At 46.7% G+C, this 23,104-nt stretch carries 20 protein-coding genes and 1 riboswitch; of the genes, 5 read left to right on the forward strand and 15 right to left on the reverse strand.

The genetic code is table 11. The features are described 5' to 3' along the window. The first annotated feature begins 67 nt into the window (after positions 1-67). Together carB and ACESON_RS13065 are read left to right on the forward strand one after the other, a co-directional pair. On the forward strand, positions 68-3,292 hold the full coding sequence (gene carB / locus ACESON_RS13060) for a carbamoyl-phosphate synthase large subunit (protein WP_373110345.1): 3,225 nt from the start codon (positions 68-70) through the stop codon (positions 3,290-3,292). 259 nt (positions 3,293-3,551) lie between these two features. Next, a complete protein-coding gene (locus ACESON_RS13065) occupies positions 3,552-4,148 on the forward strand; it encodes a biotin transporter BioY (RefSeq protein WP_373110347.1) in 597 nt (198 codons plus the stop codon). A 30-nt stretch (positions 4,149-4,178) separates the two neighbouring features. Here ACESON_RS13065 and ACESON_RS13070 read toward each other — a convergent pair whose 3' ends face one another. The 12 genes from ACESON_RS13070 to ACESON_RS13125 form a co-directional block, all read right to left on the reverse strand. Further along, on the reverse strand, positions 4,179-4,976 hold the full coding sequence (locus ACESON_RS13070; RefSeq protein ID WP_373110349.1) for a site-specific DNA-methyltransferase: 798 nt from the start codon (positions 4,974-4,976) through the stop codon (positions 4,179-4,181). 118 nt (positions 4,977-5,094) lie between these two features. Next, on the reverse strand, positions 5,095-5,793 hold the full coding sequence (locus tag ACESON_RS13075; protein WP_177959551.1) for a radical SAM protein: 699 nt from the start codon (positions 5,791-5,793) through the stop codon (positions 5,095-5,097). After that, the gene (locus ACESON_RS13080; RefSeq protein ID WP_373110352.1) at positions 5,768-6,358 is read right to left on the reverse strand and encodes an ECF transporter S component; all 591 of its coding nucleotides are present in this window, start codon (positions 6,356-6,358) and stop codon (positions 5,768-5,770) included. The genes ACESON_RS13075 and ACESON_RS13080 overlap by 26 nt, the downstream gene beginning before the upstream one ends. 22 nt (positions 6,359-6,380) lie before the next feature. Then, positions 6,381-7,535, reverse strand: coding sequence for a nucleoside hydrolase (locus tag ACESON_RS13085; protein ID WP_373110353.1), 1,155 nt, complete (start codon positions 7,533-7,535; stop codon positions 6,381-6,383). A 101-nt stretch (positions 7,536-7,636) separates the two neighbouring features. After that, positions 7,637-7,680, reverse strand: a riboswitch (PreQ1 riboswitch). A gap of 67 nt (positions 7,681-7,747) precedes the next feature. Then, entirely contained in the window at positions 7,748-8,155 is a 408-nt protein-coding gene (locus ACESON_RS13090) for an MGMT family protein (RefSeq protein WP_373110354.1), read from the reverse strand. Positions 8,156-8,259: 104 nt separating this feature from the next. After that, the gene (locus ACESON_RS13095; RefSeq protein ID WP_177959548.1) at positions 8,260-9,303 is read right to left on the reverse strand and encodes a M42 family metallopeptidase; all 1,044 of its coding nucleotides are present in this window, start codon (positions 9,301-9,303) and stop codon (positions 8,260-8,262) included. Between the two features lie 28 nt (positions 9,304-9,331). After that, on the reverse strand, positions 9,332-10,294 hold the full coding sequence (locus ACESON_RS13100; protein ID WP_177959547.1) for an oligopeptide/dipeptide ABC transporter ATP-binding protein: 963 nt from the start codon (positions 10,292-10,294) through the stop codon (positions 9,332-9,334). Further along, positions 10,287-11,297, reverse strand: a complete 1,011-nt coding sequence (locus tag ACESON_RS13105; RefSeq protein WP_177959575.1) for an oligopeptide/dipeptide ABC transporter ATP-binding protein — start codon at positions 11,295-11,297, stop codon at positions 10,287-10,289. Before ACESON_RS13105 ends, ACESON_RS13100 begins: the two co-directional genes overlap by 8 nt. 10 nt (positions 11,298-11,307) lie before the next feature. Further along, positions 11,308-12,147, reverse strand: a complete 840-nt coding sequence (locus tag ACESON_RS13110) for an ABC transporter permease (protein WP_373110434.1) — start codon at positions 12,145-12,147, stop codon at positions 11,308-11,310. Positions 12,148-12,196: 49 nt separating this feature from the next. Continuing rightward, positions 12,197-13,123 (reverse strand): nickel ABC transporter permease, encoded by a 927-nt coding sequence (gene nikB, locus ACESON_RS13115; protein WP_177959545.1) that lies wholly within the window; start codon positions 13,121-13,123, stop codon positions 12,197-12,199. 138 nt (positions 13,124-13,261) lie between these two features. Beyond that, positions 13,262-14,845 (reverse strand): ABC transporter substrate-binding protein, encoded by a 1,584-nt coding sequence (locus ACESON_RS13120; protein ID WP_373110356.1) that lies wholly within the window; start codon positions 14,843-14,845, stop codon positions 13,262-13,264. A 112-nt stretch (positions 14,846-14,957) separates the two neighbouring features. Further along, positions 14,958-15,998, reverse strand: coding sequence for a M42 family metallopeptidase (locus tag ACESON_RS13125; RefSeq protein WP_373110357.1), 1,041 nt, complete (start codon positions 15,996-15,998; stop codon positions 14,958-14,960). Between the two features lie 349 nt (positions 15,999-16,347). On the opposite strand from ACESON_RS13125, the gene ACESON_RS13130 reads away from it, so the two are divergent. From ACESON_RS13130 to ACESON_RS13140, 3 genes are all read left to right on the forward strand, one after another. After that, the gene (locus ACESON_RS13130) at positions 16,348-17,766 is read left to right on the forward strand and encodes an MBOAT family protein (RefSeq protein ID WP_373110358.1); all 1,419 of its coding nucleotides are present in this window, start codon (positions 16,348-16,350) and stop codon (positions 17,764-17,766) included. Between the two features lie 14 nt (positions 17,767-17,780). Next, entirely contained in the window at positions 17,781-18,767 is a 987-nt protein-coding gene (locus ACESON_RS13135) for a GDSL-type esterase/lipase family protein (RefSeq protein ID WP_373110360.1), read from the forward strand. A gap of 99 nt (positions 18,768-18,866) precedes the next feature. Further along, positions 18,867-20,723, forward strand: a complete 1,857-nt coding sequence (locus tag ACESON_RS13140) for an ATP-dependent endonuclease (protein ID WP_373110362.1) — start codon at positions 18,867-18,869, stop codon at positions 20,721-20,723. Positions 20,724-20,753: 30 nt separating this feature from the next. Here the strand turns inward: ACESON_RS13140 and ACESON_RS13145 are convergent, their stop codons facing one another. The 3 genes from ACESON_RS13145 to ACESON_RS13155 are packed head-to-tail and all read right to left on the reverse strand — an operon-like array spanning position 20,754 to position 22,924. Beyond that, complete coding sequence (locus ACESON_RS13145; RefSeq protein ID WP_373110363.1) at positions 20,754-21,638, reverse strand: DUF89 domain-containing protein; 885 nt, start codon at positions 21,636-21,638, stop codon at positions 20,754-20,756. Between the two features lie 16 nt (positions 21,639-21,654). Further along, on the reverse strand, positions 21,655-21,996 hold the full coding sequence (locus ACESON_RS13150; protein ID WP_177958375.1) for an ArsC/Spx/MgsR family protein: 342 nt from the start codon (positions 21,994-21,996) through the stop codon (positions 21,655-21,657). Continuing rightward, positions 21,959-22,924: a cation transporter gene (locus ACESON_RS13155; protein WP_177958374.1), complete on the reverse strand. Its 966-nt coding sequence runs from the start codon at positions 22,922-22,924 to the stop codon at positions 21,959-21,961. The genes ACESON_RS13150 and ACESON_RS13155 overlap by 38 nt, the downstream gene beginning before the upstream one ends. Positions 22,925-23,104: the final 180 nt, after the last annotated feature.

Below are 23,104 nucleotides of genomic sequence, written 5' to 3' on the forward strand. Positions count from 1 at the left end.
TGTTCTTGTTGCGCTTTTTTTGTTTTCCTATATAATATTATATCAGAAAAAAAGGAGGATACCACTTATGCCACAGAGAACGGATATTCATAAGGTACTTATTATTGGGTCCGGCCCTATTATCATTGGTCAGGCCTGTGAGTTTGACTATTCCGGAACTCAGGCCTGCAAGGCTCTGAGAAATCTCGGTTATGAAATTGTGCTGGTTAATTCCAACCCGGCTACCATCATGACCGATCCGGAGACAGCAGATGTTACTTATATTGAGCCCCTGAACGTAGAGCGTCTGGAACAGATTATTGCAAAAGAGCGTCCTGATGCGCTACTTCCCAATCTTGGCGGCCAATCTGGCCTGAATCTGTGTTCAGAATTAAACAAGGCAGGCATTCTGGACAAATACAACGTAAAGGTAATCGGCGTTCAGGTAGACGCCATTGAGCGGGGAGAAGACCGTGTAGAATTTAAAAAAGCCATGAATGAACTGGGCATTGAAATGGCCCGCAGTGAGGTGGCTTACACCGTTGAAGAGGCCCTGGACATTGCAGACAAGCTGGGATACCCGGTTGTACTTCGTCCTGCCTATACCATGGGCGGTGCAGGCGGCGGCCTGGTTTACAACAAAGAGGAGCTGAAAACCGTATGTGCCAGAGGTCTTCAGGCCAGCCTGGTAGGCCAGGTACTGGTAGAGGAGTCTATTCTGGGCTGGGAAGAGCTGGAACTGGAAATTGTCCGCGACTGCGAAGGCAATATGATCACCGTCTGCTTCATTGAAAATATCGATCCCCTGGGTGTACATACCGGCGACTCCTTCTGCTCTGCTCCTATGCTTACCATTTCTGAGGAATGTCAGAAGCGTCTGCAGGAACAGGCTTATAAAATTGTTGACTCCGTACAGGTTATCGGCGGAACCAACGTACAGTTTGCTCATGATCCGGTTTCCGATCGGATTATTGTAATCGAAATTAACCCCCGCACCTCCCGCTCCTCTGCTCTGGCTTCCAAGGCTACCGGCTTCCCCATTGCCCTGGTATCCGCCATGCTGGCTACGGGACTGACCTTAAAGGATATTCCCTGCGGAAAGTACGGAACTCTGGACAAATACGTTCCCGGCGGCGATTATGTTGTAATCAAATTTGCCCGCTGGGCCTTTGAAAAATTCAAAGGCGTTGAAGATCACCTGGGCACTCAGATGCGCGCTGTCGGCGAGGTTATGAGTATTGGTAAAAATTACAAAGAAGCTTTCCAGAAGGCTATCCGAAGCCTGGAGACTGGACGCTATGGCCTGGGTCATGCAAAAGACTTTGATACCAGAACAAAGGACGAGCTGCTTCAGATGCTGATTACTCCTTCCAGTGAACGTCATTTCATTATGTATGAGGCCCTGCGTAAGGGTGCCACTGTCAGCGAGATCCATGAAATTACCAAGGTAAAAGCATGGTTTATTGAGCAGATGAAGGAACTGGTAGAGGAGGAAGAGGCTCTTCTTGCCTGCAAGGGAAGCCTGCCTTCAGATGAGATGCTGACTGCTGCCAAAAAAGACGGTTTCTCTGACAAATATTTAAGCCAGCTGCTTGCAGTTCCGGAGGATTCTATCCGCAATCGCCGGATCGAGCTGGGTGTAGAGGAAGCCTGGGAGGGAATTCATGTAAGCGGAACTGAGGACAGCGCCTACTATTATTCCACCTACAATGCACCGGACAAGAATCCTATTCGCACCGAGAAACCCAAGGTTATGATTCTGGGCGGAGGTCCCAACCGAATCGGACAGGGTATCGAATTTGACTACTGCTGCGTTCACGCTTCCCTGGCCCTGAAAAAGCTTGGCTTTGAGACTATTATCGTAAACTGCAATCCGGAAACAGTTTCTACTGATTACGATACCTCTGACAAGCTGTATTTCGAGCCTCTGACTCTGGAAGACGTTTTAAGTATCTACAAAAAAGAGCAGCCAGTAGGTGTTATCGCTCAGTTTGGTGGTCAGACTCCTCTGAATCTGGCTGCAGATCTGGAGAAAAACGGCGTCCGTATTCTGGGAACCGCTCCTTCTGTCATCGATCTGGCAGAAGACCGTGATCTGTTCCGTGCTATGATGGATAAACTGGAAATCCCCATGCCGGAATCCGGTATGGCTACCACAGTAGAAGAGGCCCTGGAAATTGCTTCCAAAATCGGCTATCCGGTTATGGTTCGTCCTTCCTACGTTCTTGGCGGACGCGGTATGGAAGTCGTATACGATGATGCCAGCATGGTAAACTACATGAAAGCTGCTGTAGGCGTAACCCCAGATCGTCCGATTCTGATTGACCGGTTCTTAAACCATGCAACTGAGTGCGAGGCAGATGCCATCAGTGACGGTACCCATGCTTTTGTACCGGCTGTTATGGAACATATTGAGCTGGCTGGCGTTCACTCCGGTGACTCCGCCTGCATCATTCCTTCCGTTCAGATTTCCAGAGAAAATCTGGAAACCATCAAGGAATATACAAGAAAAATTGCAGAAGAGATGCATGTAAAGGGTCTGATGAATATGCAGTACGCCATCGAAAACGGAAAGGTTTATGTACTGGAAGCAAATCCCCGTGCATCCCGTACCGTTCCGCTGGTATCTAAGGTCTGCAATATCCACATGGTGCCGCTGGCTACCGATATCATTACCTCTGAGCTGACTGGACGTCCCTCTCCTGTCTCTACCTTAAAAGAGCAGGATATTCCTTACTACGGAGTAAAAGAGGCCGTATTCCCATTCAATATGTTCCAGGAGGTTGACCCGATTCTGGGACCGGAAATGCGTTCCACCGGTGAGGTTTTAGGCCTGTCTCCATCTTACGGCGAAGCCTTCTTCAAGGCTCAGGAAGCTACCCAGTCCAGACTTCCGCTGGAAGGAACAGTTTTAATCTCCGTAAACCGCAAGGATAAGGCAGAGGTTGTGGATGTGGCAAGAAGCTTCTATGAGGACGGATTTAACATTGTAGCAACACAGAACACCTATGATCTGATTGCCGCTGCAGGAATCCCGGCCAAAAAGATAAAGAAGCTTCACGAAGGGCGCCCCAATGTTCTGGATATGATTACCAATGGCGACATTCAGCTGATTATCAACTCTCCGATTGGCAAGGACAGCGTCCATGATGACAGCTATCTGAGAAAAGCTGCTATTAAGGCAAAGATTCCTTACATGACCACGATAGCTGCTGCCAAGGCTACTGCAAGCGGTATCAGCTATGTTAAGGCTCACGGACAGGGCGAGGTAAATTCCATTCAGAATCTCCACAGCCAGATTCGTGATAAATAGATAACAGTTCAGCCATGCAACTCTTGTCCTCTGCAAGCGGGCAAGAAGATGCATGGCTGAATCTATTTTCCTAAATCGGAAAAGCTGCTGTTCTTTTATGGGATAATTGTTAACTATTATTTTTAATTTTAGTTGACAATTATCCCTTGTTGTGTTATACCAGTAACCAATGGAGCATTATTTTCCTGTGACAGCTGCAGGTGCTGCACATTCAGCAGGCAGCTGCCTATTCATACCAAAAGAAAGGACACAACCGATTATGAATCAGACCTTATCCAGAAAACCTGTATCTTCACAGGCCTCTCATCTGCGCTTTACTACCAGAGAGCTTGTTTTAGGAGGAATGTTTGCAGCACTTATGGCAGTCATCTCCCAGCTTTCTATTCCTATGCCGAATGGCGTCCCCATTACCATTCAGGTTTTCGGTATCGCCCTCATTGGCATAACCTTAGGCTGGAGACTTGGCTGCCTTTCCGCAGTAATTTATCTGCTGATTGGCGCTGTTGGACTCCCTGTATTTGCCAATTTCGGCGGAGGTGTTTCCCGTCTGGTAAGCCTGACAGGCGGCTATCTCTGGTCTTATCCTCTGATGGCTGCACTCTGCGGAATCCATCCAAACACCGGCAATCAGAAAAAGGATACCGCTCTGATTCTCCTTTCCTCTCTTGCCGGACTGCTTCTCGTTGAGACCATCGGCGGACTTCAGTGGGCAGCACTTTCCGGCGGCTCTATGTCTGTTTCCGCAGTCTTTGCATATGCAGCTGTAGCATTTATTCCCAAGGACATCATTCTGACTGTCCTGGCTGTATTTATCGGTCTTTCCATGAGAAAGGTTCTGAACCGAATCATGAGATAAGGCATTCCCCCTAAAAAAGAACTGGAGTGGCTACCACTCCAGTTCTTCCTGCACATTTGACATCCTTTTAAAGGCTGTCTCAATATATTCTTTTTCGTTATCGATTCCAATAAATCTCCGTCCAAATCGCACAGCTGCCACTCCGGTAGTTCCAGAGCCGCAGAAAGGATCCAGCACCAGATCGCCTCTTTTTGTGGATGACAAAACAATATTCTCCATCAAATACTCCGGCTTCTGTGTGGGATGCTTTCCCACCTTCTTTTCCGAAGGACGCGTTCTGCTTCCCGTCCACACATCCTTCATCTGATGGCCGCCATTTCTCTGCTTCATTAATTCATAATTAAAGGTGTGCTTTGCTTTTTTCTCATTCTTTTTCGCCCAGATAATGGTTTCTGTTGAATGTGTAAAACAGCGGCAGGCCAGATTGGGCGGAGGATTGGTTTTCTGCCAGGTAATACTGTTAATAATTTTAAACCCTTCCTGCTCCATAGCCATACCAATTGAAAAAATATTGTGCATGGTTCCGGAAATCCAGATGGTTCCATTGGGACTTAAACACCGTTTGCACAGCCGGATCCATCGTCTGTTAAACCTGTGGCGGGACTGAAAATCCATTCCCTCATCCCAGGAAGCCTTGTTCACCGATACCAAATGACCGCTTCGGCAGGTCACTCCGTCATTGCTGAGAAAATACGGCGGATCTGCAAAAATCATATCCACTGATTCCGGTACCATCCTCTTTAACAGCTGAAAGCTGTCCCCCAGATACAGCTGTCCAATATCATTTTCAAAATATGGCCCTGTTTTCCCTTTTATCAGTCTTTCCATATTTGTACACCCCGTTTTATCTTCTGTGTTTTTCTTTCTCCAATTACAGCAGAGCAGAACAAGCTGCTCTCTTACTCTCAATTCTATCACGGAATACCAGGGAGTATCAAGTACAGGTTCATCCTACACCAAAATCTGTAATCTCGTAAAGCACCTCCACTGAGGGGTCATCCAGAAGCCAGCGGTATTCCTCCATAAACCAGGCCACCAGCTCCTCATCCCGGCGAATCGGAGTTGTATTATTGTTGTATACATTCACTGTTCCCAGCTTAAAATATTTCTTCAGGCATTCGATATCATATCGAATCATTTCCCTGGTCTGCCCCTTGATTCCCACCATCAAGCAGGGGGAATCGAAATATTCTGCTACTTCTTCCGGTCTGGTAAAATCTGCATGCTTATTCAAACCCCGCTCACGGAAATCATTGTCAAAGGTCTCCACGCCTATCTTAAATACAATCGGAACCGGCATCCTGCGGCGCATCTCTTCCAGGTGATTTCGATACATCCAGTGGGCCTCAAAAAACAGCTTCTGAATCTTCTTTTCCCGGATTACCTTCGCAATCTCGTCCAGGGTTTCCTCCGGCAGTTCAAAACAGCTTCCAGAATTAATTACCTCAAGGACGCCAAACTCTCCCGTCACCTTCTGAAGAACCTGATGATTCAGGGAAACCATAGCCTGCGTATCCCTCCCGTTATCCTCAATATAATCGCAGAATGCACATTTTCCCCAGGCACAGGGAAAACCTCTTAAAAGACAAATTTCTCTCTGATTCTTTCCAATAATTTTGCTATACCGTTCTTCCGGCACGCCCATGACTTTTTCCTCCCTTCCATCGATTCTTTAAATCAGACGGCAGTGCCTGCAAAAGACAGACTGCCGCAAATAAACTGATCAAACGATCCAGATAATCCGTCACAATCTGAACCACAAACACACTGGCCGTCATTCCAAGAGGAGTCTTTGCCAAAAGCTGTACCAGGATTGTAGATCCAGAGGACGTAATTCCTCCAAACAGTACAGCACAAATCAAAGAGCTAATCACAGTTCCCGGAACCGTAATTGCCAACGCCGGCAAAAACAGGTTTTTCTTATTCAGACTGCAGTGGCTTCCTGCCAGACCTGCCATAAAGCCGGTTATCATGCCAACCGGGGCAAAATACAGAGAATATACATCTGTTGTCAGTCCCAAAATCACCCCGCTGACAAGATTGGGTACCATACCAAACACAGGTCCCATCCAGATTCCTACCAGAATCGTTCCAATGCTGTCCAGATACACCGGCAGGCGAAGGGTCAGAGCCAGCTGTCCTCCTGCTACGTTGATACAGGCTGCCATCGCTGCCAGACACAGCTGAAATGCCGTTATTTTTCGATTCATTATATCCAAACTCCTTTCCTTTTTATTTTCCTTCCACAAGACTGTCCAGCAAATCCAGCTTATCCTCTTCCATCCCCAGAATCCGAGAGAAAAACATACGGAAAAACCTCACTGCATCTGTCTGAGTCAATATCAAAGCATTGGCTTCTCTGCGGTAGAATCCCATGGAATCCACTACAGTCTGCCCCATAGAAATTCCTCCTGTCTCCACTGCCATATAGGCCTCAAATCCGCTGCACAGGCTTGGATCTGCAAACCAGGCAACTGCCAGAGGATCGTTAATTACACAGCCAATCAAATGCTCCCACTCCCAGTGAAAATCAAAATAAAACTTTGTAATTGCCTGCACAAACTGACCTGTTTCCGGATTCAGACGCTTCATATATTCCAAAAGATTCGGCGTCAGCACAATCTTTCTCGTCACATCAAGGCCTACCATCACTATTTTCTTTCTCTGACTGGCAGCTGTCTCATAGACAAGAGCTGCCCCATCCGGATCTGCCCAGTAATTATACTCAGCAACAGGTGAACAGTTCCCATGACTTTTGAAGCTTCCTCCCATAGAAACAATCTCTTCTATCATAGAAAAAGCCTCCGGATCTGTCTGAATCAGGTGAGCCAGATTTGTCATAGGTCCCAGAGCAATCACAGAACATCCTGTTTTATCATCGATTCTTTCTCTGATTGTCCGTGAGAGAAATTCCACCGCATTCATATCCTGCTTCACCTCCGGCACCTCAGGCAGCCAGCTCTCGCCCAGACCATCCGCTCCATGGGTATCCAGGGCGCTGACATATTCCCGTTTCAAAGGCTTTTCCGCACCCAGATATATCGGCACATCCAGCCGGTTCATCTGTTTTAACACCTTTCTCGCATTTCCAGCGCCCATTTCCACTGGACTGTTTCCACATACAATCGTAATCCCCTCTACATGGAGCTCCTCCAGAGAAAGTGCCAGCATAATAGCAAGGCTGTCATCAATGCCAGGATCACAGTCAATAATCACATTTCTTCTTTCCATTTTTTCTCCCTCTGCAACAAAAATATGTCTTTTACATTCCCGCACCAGCATCCATTTTTCTTCGCCTGCGGCAGGTCGCTTCTGCGGCAAAATCCGCTTCTGCGGCAAAATTCTCTTTCGCCGTATGGCAATCCCCGAAGAGCGTTTTTGTTTCATAGGACGTAATTTCCTATGACAAAAAAATGCTGCTTTTGTTCCTGCCTGAACCTTCAGACAACAACAAAAACAGCACCCTGACTTTCAGCGTGTATTATTTGATTTGCCTAGTTTTTTATCCTGGGAGGTTCACGAACCAGTCGGCCATCCGGCCATTTTCTATTTTCATGGCTTACCGCTTCCGCATATTTGCTGCTCCACATCACCATGTTCTATTTTCCCTCCGGCGTTGTATCCTTCCCGCCCTCAGCTCCGTCAGTATAACACATTTTCAGCTTCTGCGCAATGGCTTCTGCCTCTTCCATTGTGTTTTTCCAGCCAAATTTTTTTAAATCCACCTTCCAGCCATCTTCTGTCCACAGAACCTCTACCCCCTCGCCAGTGAGAAGCTGTTTTTGCATATCCCAGGTTTCAAAGGCAGCTGCTCCGCTTAATATTCCCTTTGCATTGACTACCCGGTGAACTGGTATATCCTCTCCCGCCAGATCATGCTTCAACCCATAGCCTACCTGTCTGGCATGAGTCGGAGCTCCGCACAGCAGCGCAATCTGCCCATAAGTAGCTACGGTTCCCCGGGGAATCCTGCGGCAGACAATCGCCATTTTCTCATAAAATGTCATTTTCCTAAAAAACTGCGGCGGATTATCCAAACAAAAGCCAGAAAACCCACCGCATTCTCATCCTTTTTTATTTTCTGTTGCTGATTCAGCTGCTGACTTGCTGATTATTTCCAATCCATCATGTAAGCCACTGCCAGCTTTACAGTCTCTACTACGCCGTCTAAATGGGTTCTCTCCATTCCGTGACTGCAATAGCAGGCCATACCAAAGGCTGCGCCTCTCACATTGTTTCCAGCTCTCACAGCTGCATTGGCATCTGTGCCGTACCGGTAGAAAATATCAATGGCATGCTTAATATCATTTGCCTCTGCCTCAGCAATCAGCTTTCCTGTCAGATTTCTGTCATAAGGAGAGAAATTATCCTTTACGCAGATACTTACAGTCCGCTCATTGCCGTCATAATCCGGTCCAATCAGGCCAATATCGATAGCCACAAACTCCTCAACCTCAGGTGGGATATATGCGCCGCCATGGTTGATTTCCTCATAAAACGGGAAGGAAAGAAGGGTGCGGTACTTGGGCTTTAATCCATTCTCTGTCATGTATTTCAGAGCTGCAAACACCGCTGCCACTGCCATTTTATCATCGATAAAACGAGATTTTACATAGCCGTTTTCCGTAATCGTGCAGTGAGGATCAAAAGAAATTACATCTCCATGCCGAATGCCGAGAGCCAGTACATCCTCTCTGGTTTCTACCTTCTCATCCAGGCTGATCATCATAGTATTCTCATCCCGCTCCAGACTTCTTGCATCATCAAATACATGGGTGGAATGAGACTGGCAAACCATCAGACCAGTATAGCTCTTTCCGCTTCTGGTATGAACCGTCATGGTTTCTCCCTCAATACTCTGGAAAGAAACTCCGCCCAGCTGGCGTACCCGCAGGGTTCCGTCCTTCTCAATTTTACGAACCATCAGACCCAGGGTATCCATATGTGCGCCTACCATAACGGTTTTGGAATTATCCTCTCCCTCCAGGGTAATGTAGGGAGTATTCTTTCTGTCATAGGTAACCGGATATCCGAACTTTGCTGCATACTCCTCTACCAGAGGCAAAATCTCATCATAATAGCTGACCGGGCTTGGAACGTTTACGAAATCACGAAAACAGTCTGCAATAAATTGTCTGTCAATCTTAATGTCCATTGTTCTTCTCCATTCAAACTATGAAAGCCTATTTACAAAACTCATCACTGAAGTGGCATGCCACCTTATGTCCGTTTCCAATATCCTTAAGCTCCGGAGACTCCTTAAAGCAGCAGTCCTTCGCATACGCACAGCGAGGTGCAAAACGGCAGCCCGGCTTCGGGTCGATAGGAGAAGTGATCTCGCCCTTCAGCAGGATTCTCTCCTTCTTCTCACGCAGCCTCGGTACTGGAATTGCAGAAAGCAGCGCTTTTGTATACGGATGAACCGGATTCTCAAACAGCTCCTCAGACGGTGCATATTCCACCATTTTGCCCAGGTACATAACCATAATATCATCAGAGAAATAATTTACAACAGAAAGATCGTGGGTAATGAACATATAGGTCAGACCACGCTCTTTCTTTAACCGCTTTAACAGGTTCAAAATCTGTGCCTGAATGGAAACATCCAGGGCAGAAACAGGCTCGTCACAAACGATAAACTTGGGATTCAGTGCCAGAGCTCTGGCAATTCCGATTCTCTGTCTGCGGCCGCCATCCAGCTCGTGAGGATAGGTATTTACAAGACGCTCTGCCAGTCCTACTACCTCCATCAGCTCCAGAACATGCTTCTGCCGCTCCGCTGCTGACTTGTAAATTTTGTGGAGACGCAAGGGCTCTCCGATAATCTCGCTGACGGTTTTTCTCGGGTTCAGAGAAGCAAAGGGATCCTGGAAAATGATCTGCATCTCAGAGCGAAGCTTTCTCATCTCCTCTGTGGAAATCTTTGTAATATCCTTTCCCTCAAACAAAACCTCACCGGAGGTCGGCTCATGAAGCCGCAGGATTGCACGTCCCATGGTAGACTTTCCGCAGCCGGACTCTCCTACTACGCCGAGGATTTTTCCCTTTTCCAGAGTAAAGCTGACATCATCCACCGCATGAAGGACGCCGCCCGGGGTATTAAAATATTTTTTCAGGTTTTTTACCTCTAAAATTGCATTACTCACTGCGCTTTCCTCCTAACACAACTCCTGTGCCTTCCTCATAGGCCAGACAGGCAACGGTATGGGTATCTGACAGCCGTGTTTCCACCGGACGCCTTGTTTTGCACAGCTCTGTGCAGTAAGCACACCGGGGGTGGAAGGGGCATCCGCTGGGCAGATCTGTCGGATCTGGCATCAGACCCGGAATGGGATGCAGCTCCTCTGTGCGGTGTTCAATGTCCGGAAGAGAACCAAACAGGCCCTCTGTGTAGGGATGGCTGGTATTCTCAAAAATATCCTCCAGATTTCCATGCTCTACAATTCGTCCTGCATACATAATGCTGACTTCATCGCAAACCTCAGCCACAATTCCCAGGTCATGGGTAATCATCAGCATGGAGGTATTGTACTGCTCCTTCAGTTTCTGCATCAGATCCAGCACCTGCGCCTGAATGGTTACATCCAGAGCCGTCGTCGGCTCATCAGCAATCAGAAGATCCGGATTGCATACAAGTGCCATAGCAATTACTACACGCTGCTTCATGCCGCCGGAAAACTGATGAGGATACTCTGCCGCACGCTGTCCCGGAATGCCAACCATTTCCAGCATGGCCTTTGCCTTATCCAGAGCCTGCTTTTTATCAATCTTCTTATCGTGAAGCTGAATTTCCTCTGCGATCTGATCGCCTACGGTCATAACCGGATTCAGAGAGGTCATTGGATCCTGGAAAATCATAGAAACATGATTTCCACGGATGGATTCCATCTCATGCTCACTATATTCAAAAACGTTCTTTCCCTGCAGCTTAATGGTTCCTCCGGTGATTTTTCCCGGCGGATTGGGAATCAGGCGCAGAATAGAAAGAGCCGTTGTGGTCTTTCCTGCACCAGTCTCTCCCACCAGACCCAGAGTTTTTCCTCTCTCAATCTTTAAGTCAATGCCATTGACCGCCTCTACAACTCCGTCAGCTGTCTCGTACCGTACAGAAAGATTCTCAATATCAATGGTATAATTTTTCTCGTCCATCATGTACCTCCTACTGTTTTAACCGCGGATCCAGTGCGTCACGCAGTCCGTCACCCAGCAGATTCAGTGCCAGAATGGTAATCACAATGGCAAGGCCGGGGAACAGTGTCAGATGAAGTGCGTCTCTTAAATAGTTTCTTCCGCCGGACAGCATTGCGCCCCACTCCGGAGACGGCGGCTGTACGCCCAGACCAATGAAGCTTAAGGACGCAGTAGACAGGATTGCTCCTGCTACAGACAGGGTTGCCTGAACAATGATCGGAGCCAGACAGTTCGGCAGAATCTCACGGAAAATCGTAGTGGGACTCTTTGCACCAATAGCACGGGATGCCTCTACAAACTCCTGATCCTTAATACTCATAACGGATGCCCGGACAATTCGAGCATATCCCGGAATACCGGAAACACCGATAGCCAGCATTACGTTGATCAGACTGGTTCCCAGAGCTGCCACAATAGTCATGGCCAGCAAAATACTGGGCACTGCCAGGAAAATATCCATGATTCTCATGATCACGTTATCCACTCTGCCGCCATAGTATCCGGCAATTGCTCCAAGAGCTCCGCCCATCAGAAGAGAAATACTTACAGAAATCAGGCCCACAACCAGAGAAACTCTGGAACCATGCACCAGACGGGCAAAAATATCACGGCCAAACTCATCGGTTCCGCACCAATGCTCCATACTGGGTCCCTGAAGACGGTTTTTGATATCCTGGGCAATTACCTTGGTATCGTAATCGGCAATGACATCTGCAAAGATTGCTGTCAGAGCCAGCATTACCAGAATCACAAGGCCTAACATTGCCATTTTATTTTTTCGCAGACGACGCCAGATTTCCAGTGCCATACTGCGCTTTTTCTGTGTTTCTACTGTTCTTTCCACTTGACGTCACCTCCTATTTATATTTCGACTTAATTCTCGGATCAATGTAAGCATACAGAATATCTACCACCAGGTTTACAATACTGAAACAGATACAGAAGATAATAACACATCCCAGTACTGCAGGGGTATCCTTTGCCTTAATGCTGTTTACCAGGTAGGTACCAACACCCGGCCATGAGAATACAGACTCAGTAAGAACTGCACCGCCTAACAGAGAACCAAACTGCAGACCAACTACCGTAACTACCGGAATCAGGGCATTTTTCAGAGCGTGTTTGTAAATAACCACACGGCTGCTGACACCCTTTGCCTTAGCAGTACGAATATAATCCTGACGGACAACCTCCAGCATGGAAGAACGGGTAATTCTTGTAATACTTGCCATACATCCGGTTCCCAGTGTAATAACCGGAAGAACCAGAGATCTCCAGCCTGCATCACCGCCGGAGGGGAACCATTTCAGATGCAGAGAAAATCCGATAATCAGCATCAGGCCCAGCCAGAAGTTCGGGGTTGCAACACCCAGAAGTGCCAGAACCATGCTGACGCTGTCTGTAATGGAATACTGCTTGGTTGCAGAAATAATTCCAATGGGAATGGATAAGGTTACCGCAAACAGCATTCCCCAGAAAGCAAGCTTTAAGGTTGCCGGGAAACGAGCCATTACCTCAGAAAAAACCGGCTGACCAGATTTGTAGGACTCACCCAGATCGCCATGAAGCAGATCTACCATGTAATGATAGTAACGCACCAGTACCGGATCATTCAGTCCTAATTCCTCACGCAGGGCTTCCACCGCCTCCTGAGGAGCCGTCTCACCCAGAATGCTCCGAGCTGTATCACCGGGAGCCAGGGACATAATAAAAAATACCAGGAAAGATACACCAAGAATAACCGGAATCAGCATCAGCAGCCGTTTAAAGACGTATTTGTGCATCTCACACTCTCCTCTCTGTTGTTTTAGTCCTTTATCGCAGGAGAGCACATACCCTCCGGCATGTGCCCTCCCATCTTTCATTCAGCAGCAGAAGCTTTCCGTTCACTATCCGGAAACTCTGCTTTCACTGTCAAACAATTACTCGTAATGAGCGCCGCTTAAAACATGCATGCTGAAAGTAGAAATCTCCACGCCCTGCAGATCCTTGTTTCTTGCAACAAAACCGGTCTGAGAATACAGGGGAACCCAGATAGCATCGTCAGATACGATCTCAGTAATCTTCTTGTAATCCTCGTCAACCTTTGCTGCATCCCGGTTGGTAGCTGCATCGTCAATCAGAGCATCTACTTCCGGATTCTTATAGAATGCACGGTTTCCGCCTGCACCTGCATTTTTGCTCATAAACAGCGGACGGTAGGTGTTATCCGGCTCAGCGTTCTCTGCCCAGCCCTGCATACATGCATCATGCTCACCTTTTCCGGTTCTCTCATAGAAGGTAGAGGACTCCATCTGCTCAATATTCATGGTAATGCCAACCTGCTGCAGGTTTGCCTGAATTGCAGTTGCTGCTCTGGAACGTCCGTCACTGGAAGAAAATACAGTAAAGGTAAATCCATCTGCATAACCAGCCTCAGCCAGAAGCTCTTTTGCCTTCTCCGGATTATACTCGTACTTCACTGCAGTATCCTTTGCACCAATTGCAGCCGGAGCCAGGTATCCGTCAATGGTAGTTCCCTCACCGTTGATTGCAACGATCAGAGCGTCCTCTTTGTTTACTGCATAGTTTACAGCCTGTCTTACCAGCTTGTTGTCAAACGGCGGTTTCGTGGTATTCATAACGACCATCTCATTCTGCGCGCATTCAAACTCATCCAGAATCAGGTTGCTGTTCTCACGGATCTTCTGAGCGTCGTTGGTACCTACATTCAGAAGCACGTCAATCTCACCGTTCTCCAGAGCGATGGTACGGGAGGTCTCTTCGGTAATTGCCTTCAGGATCAGACCCTCGTTCTTTGCTGCTCTTTCCGGATCAAAGTAATTGGGATTCTTCTTCAGCTCTACGCTGGTGCCTGCCATCCAGGAAACAAAGGTGTATGGGCCTGTTCCCATGGGAGCGTCTGCCAGCTTCTTGCCTTCGCTCTCCAGCTTCTCGGTGTAGCTCTTGCAAAGGATTGCTCCGCCTGCATGAGCCAGAGAGGTCAGCAGTGCGTTAGACGGCTGATTCATATGGATAATAAAGGTCAGATCGTCTACAACCTCAACAGTATCGATCATAGCTACCAGATGACCAACCTTTGCAGATGCTTTCTGTCTCTCCAGAGAAAACTTTACATCCTCAGAAGTTAACGGGGTTCCGTCAGAGAACTTAACGCCCTCCTTCAGCTTAAACTGTACGTTCATATCATCCAGGAACTCCCAGCTTTCTGCCAGATCGCCCAGAACCTCACCATCATTCGTAACACGAACCAGGTTATTGTAGATATGACGGGTTGCGTTAGATGAGTTTACATCATTGTTTGCATGAGGATCCAGAGATGTGATGTCAGAGCTCATACCCACACGGATAATGCCATCTTTTCTTGATTCTCCACCAATTGCTGCTGCCTGAGTTGTTGTTCCTGCAGAGCCTGCTGAACCGGTATCTCCGGAGCCGCCGCAGGCTGTCAGCATTGCAGATGCTGCCAGAAGGCATGCAAGAACCATTTTTCCTGTTCTTCTCATTTGATACACTCCTTTTTTATTCTCTTTTTAGCGTGGCATGGGGAAATCCCCGGCCTTTATCTAAAACGCATGGCTTTCATTCAAGCAAGTACCGCGTTCTATTCTGTTTTCATCAGTCCTCCAGCACATAGGCCGCCAGAAGCTTTGCTGTATTCTTCACTCCGTCCATATGGGTACGCTCTATGCCATGGGAAGCAAAGGTTCCCATTCCAAAGGCTCCTGCCTTCAGATTGTGTCCGGCACGGACTGCAGCACTTCCATCGGTTCCATAACGGTAGAATACATCTGCTGCATAATTCAACTGTAAAGCTTCTGCCTTGCGAACCAGGCGATCCGTCAGTTCTCTATCATACGGAGAGAAGTTATCCTTTACACAGATGCTTACCCGGTCTTCTCTTCCGTTGTGATCCGGTCCTATCACAGCAATATCAAGAGCCAGGTACTCACTAACCTCATCCGGCACATAAGCACCGCCATGACCAATCTCCTCATAATGCGGGAATACAAACCATGTATCACAGACCGGTGTCAGATTCTGTTCCTTCATAACTTTTAACAAAGCCAGACTGCATGCTGCACACGCTTTGTTATCGATAAAGCGAGATTTAATAAATCCACTGGGAGTTACAGTAAAATGAGGCTCCAGAGATAAAATATCTCCGTTTTCAATGCCCAATGCCTTAACCTCTTCCTTAGAATGCACATCCTCATCCAGGATCACCATCATCGTATTTTCATTTCTCTCCAGAGTTTTTGCATCGTCATACACATGAACAGAATGGGACTGACAAGCAACCAGACCTGTATAGGTCTTTCCGCTGCGGGTATGAACGGTCACTGTCTCTCCTTCAATATTATTAAAATTAATTCCGCCCAGATTTCTCACGCGAATCATTCCATCTTCGTCAATTCTCTTTACCATCAGTCCCAGAGTATCCAGATGAGCGCCTACACAGACGGTCTTCTCCCTGTTCTTTCCCGGAACCTTAATATAAACAGTATGCTTACGGTCATACGTAACCTCATACCCCAGCTCTGCTGCCAGCTTCTCCATCAGAGGATTGATCTCTTCATAATAGCTGACCGGGCTCGGAGTCTCTATGAGCTTTTCCATCACCTCTGTCAGATACTCCCAATTCCACTGCAGTTCCATCTCTATGTCATCCTTTCTTTCAACTGTCTTTTGCTGCCCTATTTCCACTCTGCCGACATTTATGCCTCTGATAAATTTCACAGAGATTTTTCATAAAATAAACAACAGCAAATTTTAGTATAATACATAAATCCACAAAAATCTACGTTTTTTTAGGATTTTGAACATCTTTTATATATTTGAAGATATTTTTTGTGATTTCTGCTGCAAAAAAATGCGAAACTTTTTCCTTTTCTGCATCGTCTATAGTATGAAAGCTTCAGACGTCTGTATCATTCCAGTTTCCGGCCCTGCTGCTGGAGCTGGTCTATACAGACGCATACATCAGGATGCACAAAAGGAGGCAGTTATGGTTTTCAGCAGTCTTATTTTTCTCTTCGGCTTTTTGCCTGTATTTTTATTCCTTTATTATATTTGTCCCGACAGATGGAAAAATCTCTGCCTGTTTGTGGGCAGCCTGATCTTCTATTTTTATGGAGTCAAGGATCAGCCTCTGTATTTTTTTCTTCTGATTTTGTCCATCTGGGTCAATTACCGGATTGGCATTCTCCTTGGACGGCGCAGAAAAAAAGAAAATCGAAAAAAATGGCTGGCAGCAGGTATTGTGTTCAATCTGTTCTGGCTGTTTTTGTTTAAATATTCCGGTTTTTTTGCAGAAAATCTGAATATTCTGCTGACATACCTTGGACTGGAACTCCTTCTCCCAGTCTGCCGTCTGCCCCTTCCTATTGGAATCAGCTTTTATACCTTTCAGGCGATTTCCTATCTGGCAGACGTTTACCGAAAGGATGCCTCCTACGAGCCTTCCTTTATTGATTACGGAATGTATATTACCATGTTCCCCCAGCTGATTGCCGGTCCTATTGTCACCTACAATTCCATCCGTCAGCAGCTTCACTGCCGTACCTGCAATCTTCCAAATTTTGAAGAAGGACTGCGGCAATTTACTCTGGGACTTGGATTTAAGGTTCTGCTTGCCAATCAGGTGGGGCGGCTCTGGAGTCAGGTAGAAGCCATCGGCTTCGAAAGCATTTCCACTCCCCTGGCATGGATGGGAATCATCGCCTTCAGCCTGCAGATTTACTTTGACTTTTACGGTTATTCTCTGATGGCAAAAGGCCTGGGACAGCTGATGGGCTTTTCCTTGCCTGACAACTTCGCCCATCCCTATCTGTCTCTGTCCATGACTGAATTCTGGCGCAGATGGCATATCACCCTGGGAAGCTGGTTTCGTGATTACATTTACATTCCCCTGGGAGGAAACAGAGCAGGCAGCCTTACCATGATCCGAAACCTGCTGATTGTCTGGCTGCTTACAGGCTTCTGGCATGGAGCCAGCTGGAATTTCCTCCTGTGGGGACTGGCACTGTTTCTGTTGATTTTTATAGAAAAAGCCGGACTGGGGCGGATTTTACATCGGTTCCCCCTTCTGGGACATCTTTATATGATGCTGATTATTCCTCTCAACTGGCTGATTTTTGCAGTTACGGATCTGGGACAGATGAAAATTTACTTTCTCCGTCTTTTCCCCTTTATGACGCCCCACGCAGAGTTTACCTTTTTCTCCGGCGATTATCTGAAATATGGGCAGATTTACCTGGTTTCCCTTATCGCCGGACTGATTTTCATGACCGGACTGCCGGAAAAGCTTTACAGGCGGTACAAAAGCTCCCTTTTCACCGCCGCCCCTCTTCTGGCAGTTTTCTGGGGCTGTGTGTACCTGATGAAGCTGGGTGCAGATGATCCTTTTTTATATTTTAGATTTTAATGGAGATGTACATTATGAGAAAATACTGGTATACCATACTTTTAACCATCAGCCTTTCCGGCGCTGCTGCAGCGCGGATGATTCCGGATTCTGTGGCGGAAGCCGTAGCCGCTGAAATCATCGATATCGGAACCGATCTCCGAATGACTGCAAAGGCATACGCCGATGGAGGACAGACATTGGCCGAAAAGCCTCCTGCTGAACCAGGCGCAGACCAGGAAGCTTCTTCTGAGAGAAATCCGGCAGCTCCGCTCCCAGCTGACAGTTCTGCTTCCAACGACATGGCAGTGTCCGGCTCCGAAAACGTCTCTCCGGCTGCTGAGGAATCCGGCACGGTTTCCTCAGCCACAGAAGTTTCAGGGGACAGCCATCCCTCCGCTCTCCCAGAAATCTCCACACAGAACGCCCTCTCTATCCCGGAAAATCCCGATTTCACCAATGTGCTTTTTATTGGAGACTCCAGGACTGCCGGCCTTTCCGAATATGGAGATCTGGGACAGGCTGAGGTTTTTGCAGATTCCGGAATGAGTGTATTCAACCTGTTTGATTCCCGTATAAAAACAAAAAGCGGGAACAAGCTGACATTAAGGGAAGTTTTGTCTCGAAGGCAATTTCAAACCATTTACCTGATGCTGGGAATCAATGAGTTGGGTTACGAATACAGCAGCATTATCAAAAAATACCAATCTGTAGTAGATACCATTCAGTCTCTTCAGCCGGGGGCAATCCTGGTTCTCCAGGCCAACCTTCATGTTACCGGAAACAAATCAGCCTCAAGCAGTACCTACAACAACGAAAAAATCAACCGCCTCAACAGCGGAATCCAGGCCCTTGCCGAAGAAAACAGCTGCTTCTATCTTGATGTAAATCCGGTATTTGATGATGAAAACGGCAATCTGAAGGCAGATTACTCCACAGATGGTTCCCATGTGCTGGGAAAATACTATTCTGTGTGGGTAGACTGGCTGAAGGAGGCCTCCGAAACAGGTACGGGTATGTAAAGAAGCTGCATTTTTTCAAAAACCGGTTGTCCCTTTCCCAGCTCTGATTTATACTGGACTTATCTGTAACCGGGTTTCGTTTTCTTTCAGGAGGCGCTTATGCAGCTTACTTATTTGCACATTCATAACTTCAAATCCATCCGCGACATGGAAATTACCGACATTGACAGTGCTCTGATTCTGGTAGGAAAAAACAACACAGGAAAGACCTCCGTTCTGGATGCCATCTGCGCTGTCTGCGGCTATTATCCTGTCCAGGAATCTGATTTTAACGAAAAGCTTCAGGCCATCCGCATTGAAGCATCGATTTCCATTGACGAAGAAGATTTGAAGCTGTTTCACTATATGGGGATTGTCAGCCAGTACCGCAGATATGAGGTCTGGCTCAGAACCTTTTACGAACGCTTCCCCTCCTATTCTCAGGAAAATCGGGAGCTGACCTTTACCTTTCATGTAAACCGGGACGGAAAAATCCGCTATGAGGACGGATTCCGGAAAAATAACCCTTATATTCCCATGCTCCTTCCCCGGATTTACCGCATCACCGCAGAACGGGATCTGGAGCTTCTGCAGAACGATCTGCTGATGTTTCAGGAAAATGTCCAGCTGAAAAAACTGCGATCCGGCTCCTGTCTCTTTGAACAGGCCAAGCAGTGCAATCACTGCTTTCAATGCCTGGGATTAATTTACCAGAAAAAACCAGAAGAGCTGACTGCGGCAGAAACGGCCCGTCTTCTGGAATCGAAAATTTATCAGCTGAATCTCAGTGATTTTTCCGAAAAGCTCAATCACAATTTCCGAAAAAACGGAGGATTTGAGGAGATTCATTTTACCTTGAATTATGATATCGATCAGCTTTTCTCCCTGGAGGTCTCCTCCTTTAACCCACAGACCAGGACCGTGAAACCAGTGGAGCTTATGGGAAAAGGCATGAGAAGCATCTACATGCTGTCTCTTCTGGAAACCTACATTACCGAACCCGGACGAATCCCCAGCTTGATTGTCGTAGAGGATCCGGAGATTTTCCTTCATCCGCAACTTCAGAAAATCTGCAGTGAGATCCTGTACCGCCTTTCCAAAAAGAATCAGGTAATATTTAAAACCCACTCTCCGGATCTCCTGTTTAACTTTACCAAACGTCAGATCCGTCAGATGGTTCTGGACGAGGACCGATATTCCATCATACGCCCCAAAACCGATCTGGGACAGATTCTGGACGATCTGGGCTATGGCGCCAACGATCTCATGAACGTCCGCTTTGTATTCATCGTAGAAGGAAAGCAGGATAAATCCCGTCTCCCCCTGCTGCTGGAACACTATTATTCAGAAATCCACGACAGCCAGGGACGGCTTGCCCGGATTTCCATTCTCACCACCAACAGCTGTACCAACATTCGAACCTATGCCAATTTAAAATACATGAATCAGGTATATATTCGGGATCAGTTTCTCATGATCCGAGATGGCGACGGCAAGGATCCGGAAGAGCTGGCTTCCCAGCTGTGCCGTTACTACGATGAGCGGAATCTGGAAGATGTGGATCAGCTGCCCAGAGTCACACGGCGAAATGTACTGATTTTAAAATATTATTCCTTTGAAAATTATTTTCTGAATCCGAAAATTATGGCTGCTCTTGGCATTGTAGAGTCCGAAGAAATGTTTTATTCTGTACTGTACGAAAAATGGAATGAGTATCTGTATCGGCTCCGCAGCGGCCAGCAGCTAGTGCAGGTTCTTGGCCGGAATTTCACCTCTCCAGAAGACATAAAAGAGCACCTGGAAGAAATTAAAATATATCTTAGGGGCCACAATCTTTATGATATTTTTTATGGCCCCTTTAAAGACAGAGAGCAGGAAATCCTAAAAAACTATATCAAAATAGCTCCCCGCGATGACTTCCGTGATATTCTGGATGCAATCGATCAGTTTCCCTATTTTGACAGCCGAAGGGTTTGAAAATAAGTGCGGCAGAGCGCCCATCCTGCCTCAATTCTCATTCCACACATGAACCCGCCGCTCATTTACAAACATCCCCTGATACCGTTCTACCTGGAACTTTTTCATAAACCAGTCACATTTGCACAGGAAAAGATAATAAATATTAAGCCCACATCCATGAAGCGCTTCAAAATTCCCCTGGCCTTTGGAAAGAATCACATCGGCTACTTCAATGGTAGCTGATGCTTCCGGGGAAATCCGTGATAAAATGGTTCCTGCTGCATTATCTCCATTTCCGATTACCTCTGCTTCCCCGGTAAGGCCCGTAAATACCGCATCCTCTACTGTAGCATCGTTGATCACCTGGGCCCCACGGACAATAGCCGTTATCTTCAGCTGAGGATACTGTTCCTTGAGTATGCGGATAACCAGCTTGTCCAGCACAATCTCTCCACAATTATCCAGAAGATAAACAAGGCGTTCTGCCCCTTCCAGTTCCCTGATAAAATGCCTGTACTCCTCCTCATCAATCGAATCCTTCTCCCGATCCAGAAGGGATAAAAATTCCTCCGGCCTTACATCACTGACTGCAGAAAAATCAATATAATTTCCGATTCTTGCATACCTCATAGCGGTGTAAAGAGGATCTTTTGCACTCCTGATTTTTCCCTCAATCTCCGACTCCATATCCATAACGAGACGATTATAGGACTCCTTTATGGGGCCGTAATCCTCCGGAGCGCCAAAGTATTTTTCATAGACCTCTCCAATCCTGGCCGCCAGCCAGGGCGCGCAGGCATCGTCCTTACTCTCCGCAGTCAAACGCATCAGTTCCTTTATATACCTTGCTTTTTTATCCTCATCCCTGTACTCCCGCAGCTTTCTTTCCTGCGCAGACAACAGGCACATCATGCAGGCTGCATACAATTTCATCTTTCTTTTCCCCCTTTTAATCCCAGGTTTTCCACACATCCGGCTGGTATCCCAGCGTTGATTTCTTTCCGTTTCTGACAACAGGAGTTTTTATCACCTGCGGATTTTCCAGAACTTTTTCCAGCTTATCTTCATCAGCAAGGTACCGAATCAGAGCAAGGGTATCATGATCCTTTCCCTCCCACTGAATCATATTTTCCAGTCCGCCATTTCCCTGGGCAACAGAAAGAAACTCTCCCTTACTCATGCCCTTTTCCTTCATATCAATAAACTGATACCGGATTCCTCTCTCTTTAAAAAAACGCTCTGCCTTCTTTGTGTCATTGCACTTTTTTGTTCCAAAAATCTGTATATTCATCTCTTTTTCCTTTCTCATCTCCTTCAGGCTGCTGCTGTGTGTTCGGAACCAGAATCAGCTCACAAGTCGCTTCCTGAAATCTTTCCCTGATTTCCTTATTTACGTAAGTCAATGCAGAAGATAAGATCTCCACCTTCAGACTCTCCTCTTCAATATGAAAATAAACTGCCACCCACACATGACGTCCTGTTTTTGTAATATCAAAAAAGACCGGTTCAAAACCATACTTCTCCATGATCGGGGTGCAGATGGCCTTCACATCATCGGTAAATTCCTGTTCCGGGGAAAACAGAAAAACATCCTTCATTGCTCCCCATAAAACCTTGATACTTTCTGGAAGCATACATACCATAACAAATACTGCCACCAGCTGGTCAAAATACGGAGAAATAAATCCAAGCGGCGTCCTTTCCAGATACCGGGATGCAAAAAATGCAAGAGACATTCCCATACTATAAGCAATATCCAGCTTCCATCCCAAAAGCTCTGCCTGTATGGTTGGCGACGACAAACTGCGGTTCATCCTTTTCATCACCAGAAAAATCAAAACACTGGCAACGCCAAGACAAAACTGAAACAGAGAAACCTGCGCCGTATCAACAGGATTACCTCCTGACAAAGCAGAATCCAGTACCTCTGCAGATACGCCCATGGTTACAGACAGCATCATAACACCTTTAATAATTACAAAAATCGATTCCACCTGGAAATATCCATAAGGATGCTTCTCCGATACTGGCTTATGAAATAATGGCGTCAAAAACAAAAGAAGCGCAATAAATACCAGCTCCGATGCATCGTATACAGCATCCGTCAATGCGGACTGAGAGTGGCTGTATATAGAAAAAATATACTCCACTGCGGCAAACAAAAGCCCTGAAAAAAACGATAGCCGCAAAATCTGTTTCTCTCTCTTTTCTGCTATCATAAAATCCTCTGCTCATTCATTTGAAGTATGATAAAACCTGTTTCCTTCACATACTCTCAAAATTCTTTCCTAAAACATTTCTTTTTTTAACTATTTTTAATTTTAACTTTTCATATGGTAAATGTCAATTTTTTATATTACTTGTGCGGAACATGGTTATCGCATTTATCTAATCTGCCC

Origin of the sequence: Lachnoclostridium sp. Marseille-P6806 (assembly GCF_964238185.1) — a bacterium.
Classification (GTDB): domain Bacteria; phylum Bacillota; class Clostridia; order Lachnospirales; family Lachnospiraceae; genus Brotaphodocola.

What these genes read in the sequence shown, in the direction of transcription:
- ACESON_RS13140 (WP_373110362.1), top strand. Translation starts at nt 18,867, where the DNA reads ATGCAGCTTACTTATTTGCACATTCATAACTTCAAATCCATCCGCGAC.
- ACESON_RS13110 (WP_373110434.1), bottom strand. Translation starts at nt 12,147, where the DNA reads ATGGCACTGGAAATCTGGCGTCGTCTGCGAAAAAATAAAATGGCAATG.
- ACESON_RS13085 (WP_373110353.1), bottom strand. Translation starts at nt 7,535, where the DNA reads ATGAAACAAAAACGCTCTTCGGGGATTGCCATACGGCGAAAGAGAATT.
- ACESON_RS13065 (WP_373110347.1), top strand. Translation starts at nt 3,552, where the DNA reads ATGAATCAGACCTTATCCAGAAAACCTGTATCTTCACAGGCCTCTCAT.
- ACESON_RS13105 (WP_177959575.1), bottom strand. Translation starts at nt 11,297, where the DNA reads ATGGACGAGAAAAATTATACCATTGATATTGAGAATCTTTCTGTACGG.
- ACESON_RS13080 (WP_373110352.1), bottom strand. Translation starts at nt 6,358, where the DNA reads ATGAATCGAAAAATAACGGCATTTCAGCTGTGTCTGGCAGCGATGGCA.
- ACESON_RS13145 (WP_373110363.1), bottom strand. Translation starts at nt 21,638, where the DNA reads ATGAAATTGTATGCAGCCTGCATGATGTGCCTGTTGTCTGCGCAGGAA.
- ACESON_RS13090 (WP_373110354.1), bottom strand. Translation starts at nt 8,155, where the DNA reads ATGACATTTTATGAGAAAATGGCGATTGTCTGCCGCAGGATTCCCCGG.
- ACESON_RS13125 (WP_373110357.1), bottom strand. Translation starts at nt 15,998, where the DNA reads ATGGAACTGCAGTGGAATTGGGAGTATCTGACAGAGGTGATGGAAAAG.
- ACESON_RS13135 (WP_373110360.1), top strand. Translation starts at nt 17,781, where the DNA reads ATGAGAAAATACTGGTATACCATACTTTTAACCATCAGCCTTTCCGGC.
- ACESON_RS13075 (WP_177959551.1), bottom strand. Translation starts at nt 5,793, where the DNA reads ATGGGCGTGCCGGAAGAACGGTATAGCAAAATTATTGGAAAGAATCAG.
- ACESON_RS13155 (WP_177958374.1), bottom strand. Translation starts at nt 22,924, where the DNA reads ATGATAGCAGAAAAGAGAGAGAAACAGATTTTGCGGCTATCGTTTTTT.
- ACESON_RS13095 (WP_177959548.1), bottom strand. Translation starts at nt 9,303, where the DNA reads ATGGACATTAAGATTGACAGACAATTTATTGCAGACTGTTTTCGTGAT.
- ACESON_RS13070 (WP_373110349.1), bottom strand. Translation starts at nt 4,976, where the DNA reads ATGGAAAGACTGATAAAAGGGAAAACAGGGCCATATTTTGAAAATGAT.
- ACESON_RS13130 (WP_373110358.1), top strand. Translation starts at nt 16,348, where the DNA reads ATGGTTTTCAGCAGTCTTATTTTTCTCTTCGGCTTTTTGCCTGTATTT.
- carB (WP_373110345.1), top strand. Translation starts at nt 68, where the DNA reads ATGCCACAGAGAACGGATATTCATAAGGTACTTATTATTGGGTCCGGC.
- nikB (WP_177959545.1), bottom strand. Translation starts at nt 13,123, where the DNA reads ATGCACAAATACGTCTTTAAACGGCTGCTGATGCTGATTCCGGTTATT.
- ACESON_RS13120 (WP_373110356.1), bottom strand. Translation starts at nt 14,845, where the DNA reads ATGAGAAGAACAGGAAAAATGGTTCTTGCATGCCTTCTGGCAGCATCT.
- ACESON_RS13150 (WP_177958375.1), bottom strand. Translation starts at nt 21,996, where the DNA reads ATGAATATACAGATTTTTGGAACAAAAAAGTGCAATGACACAAAGAAG.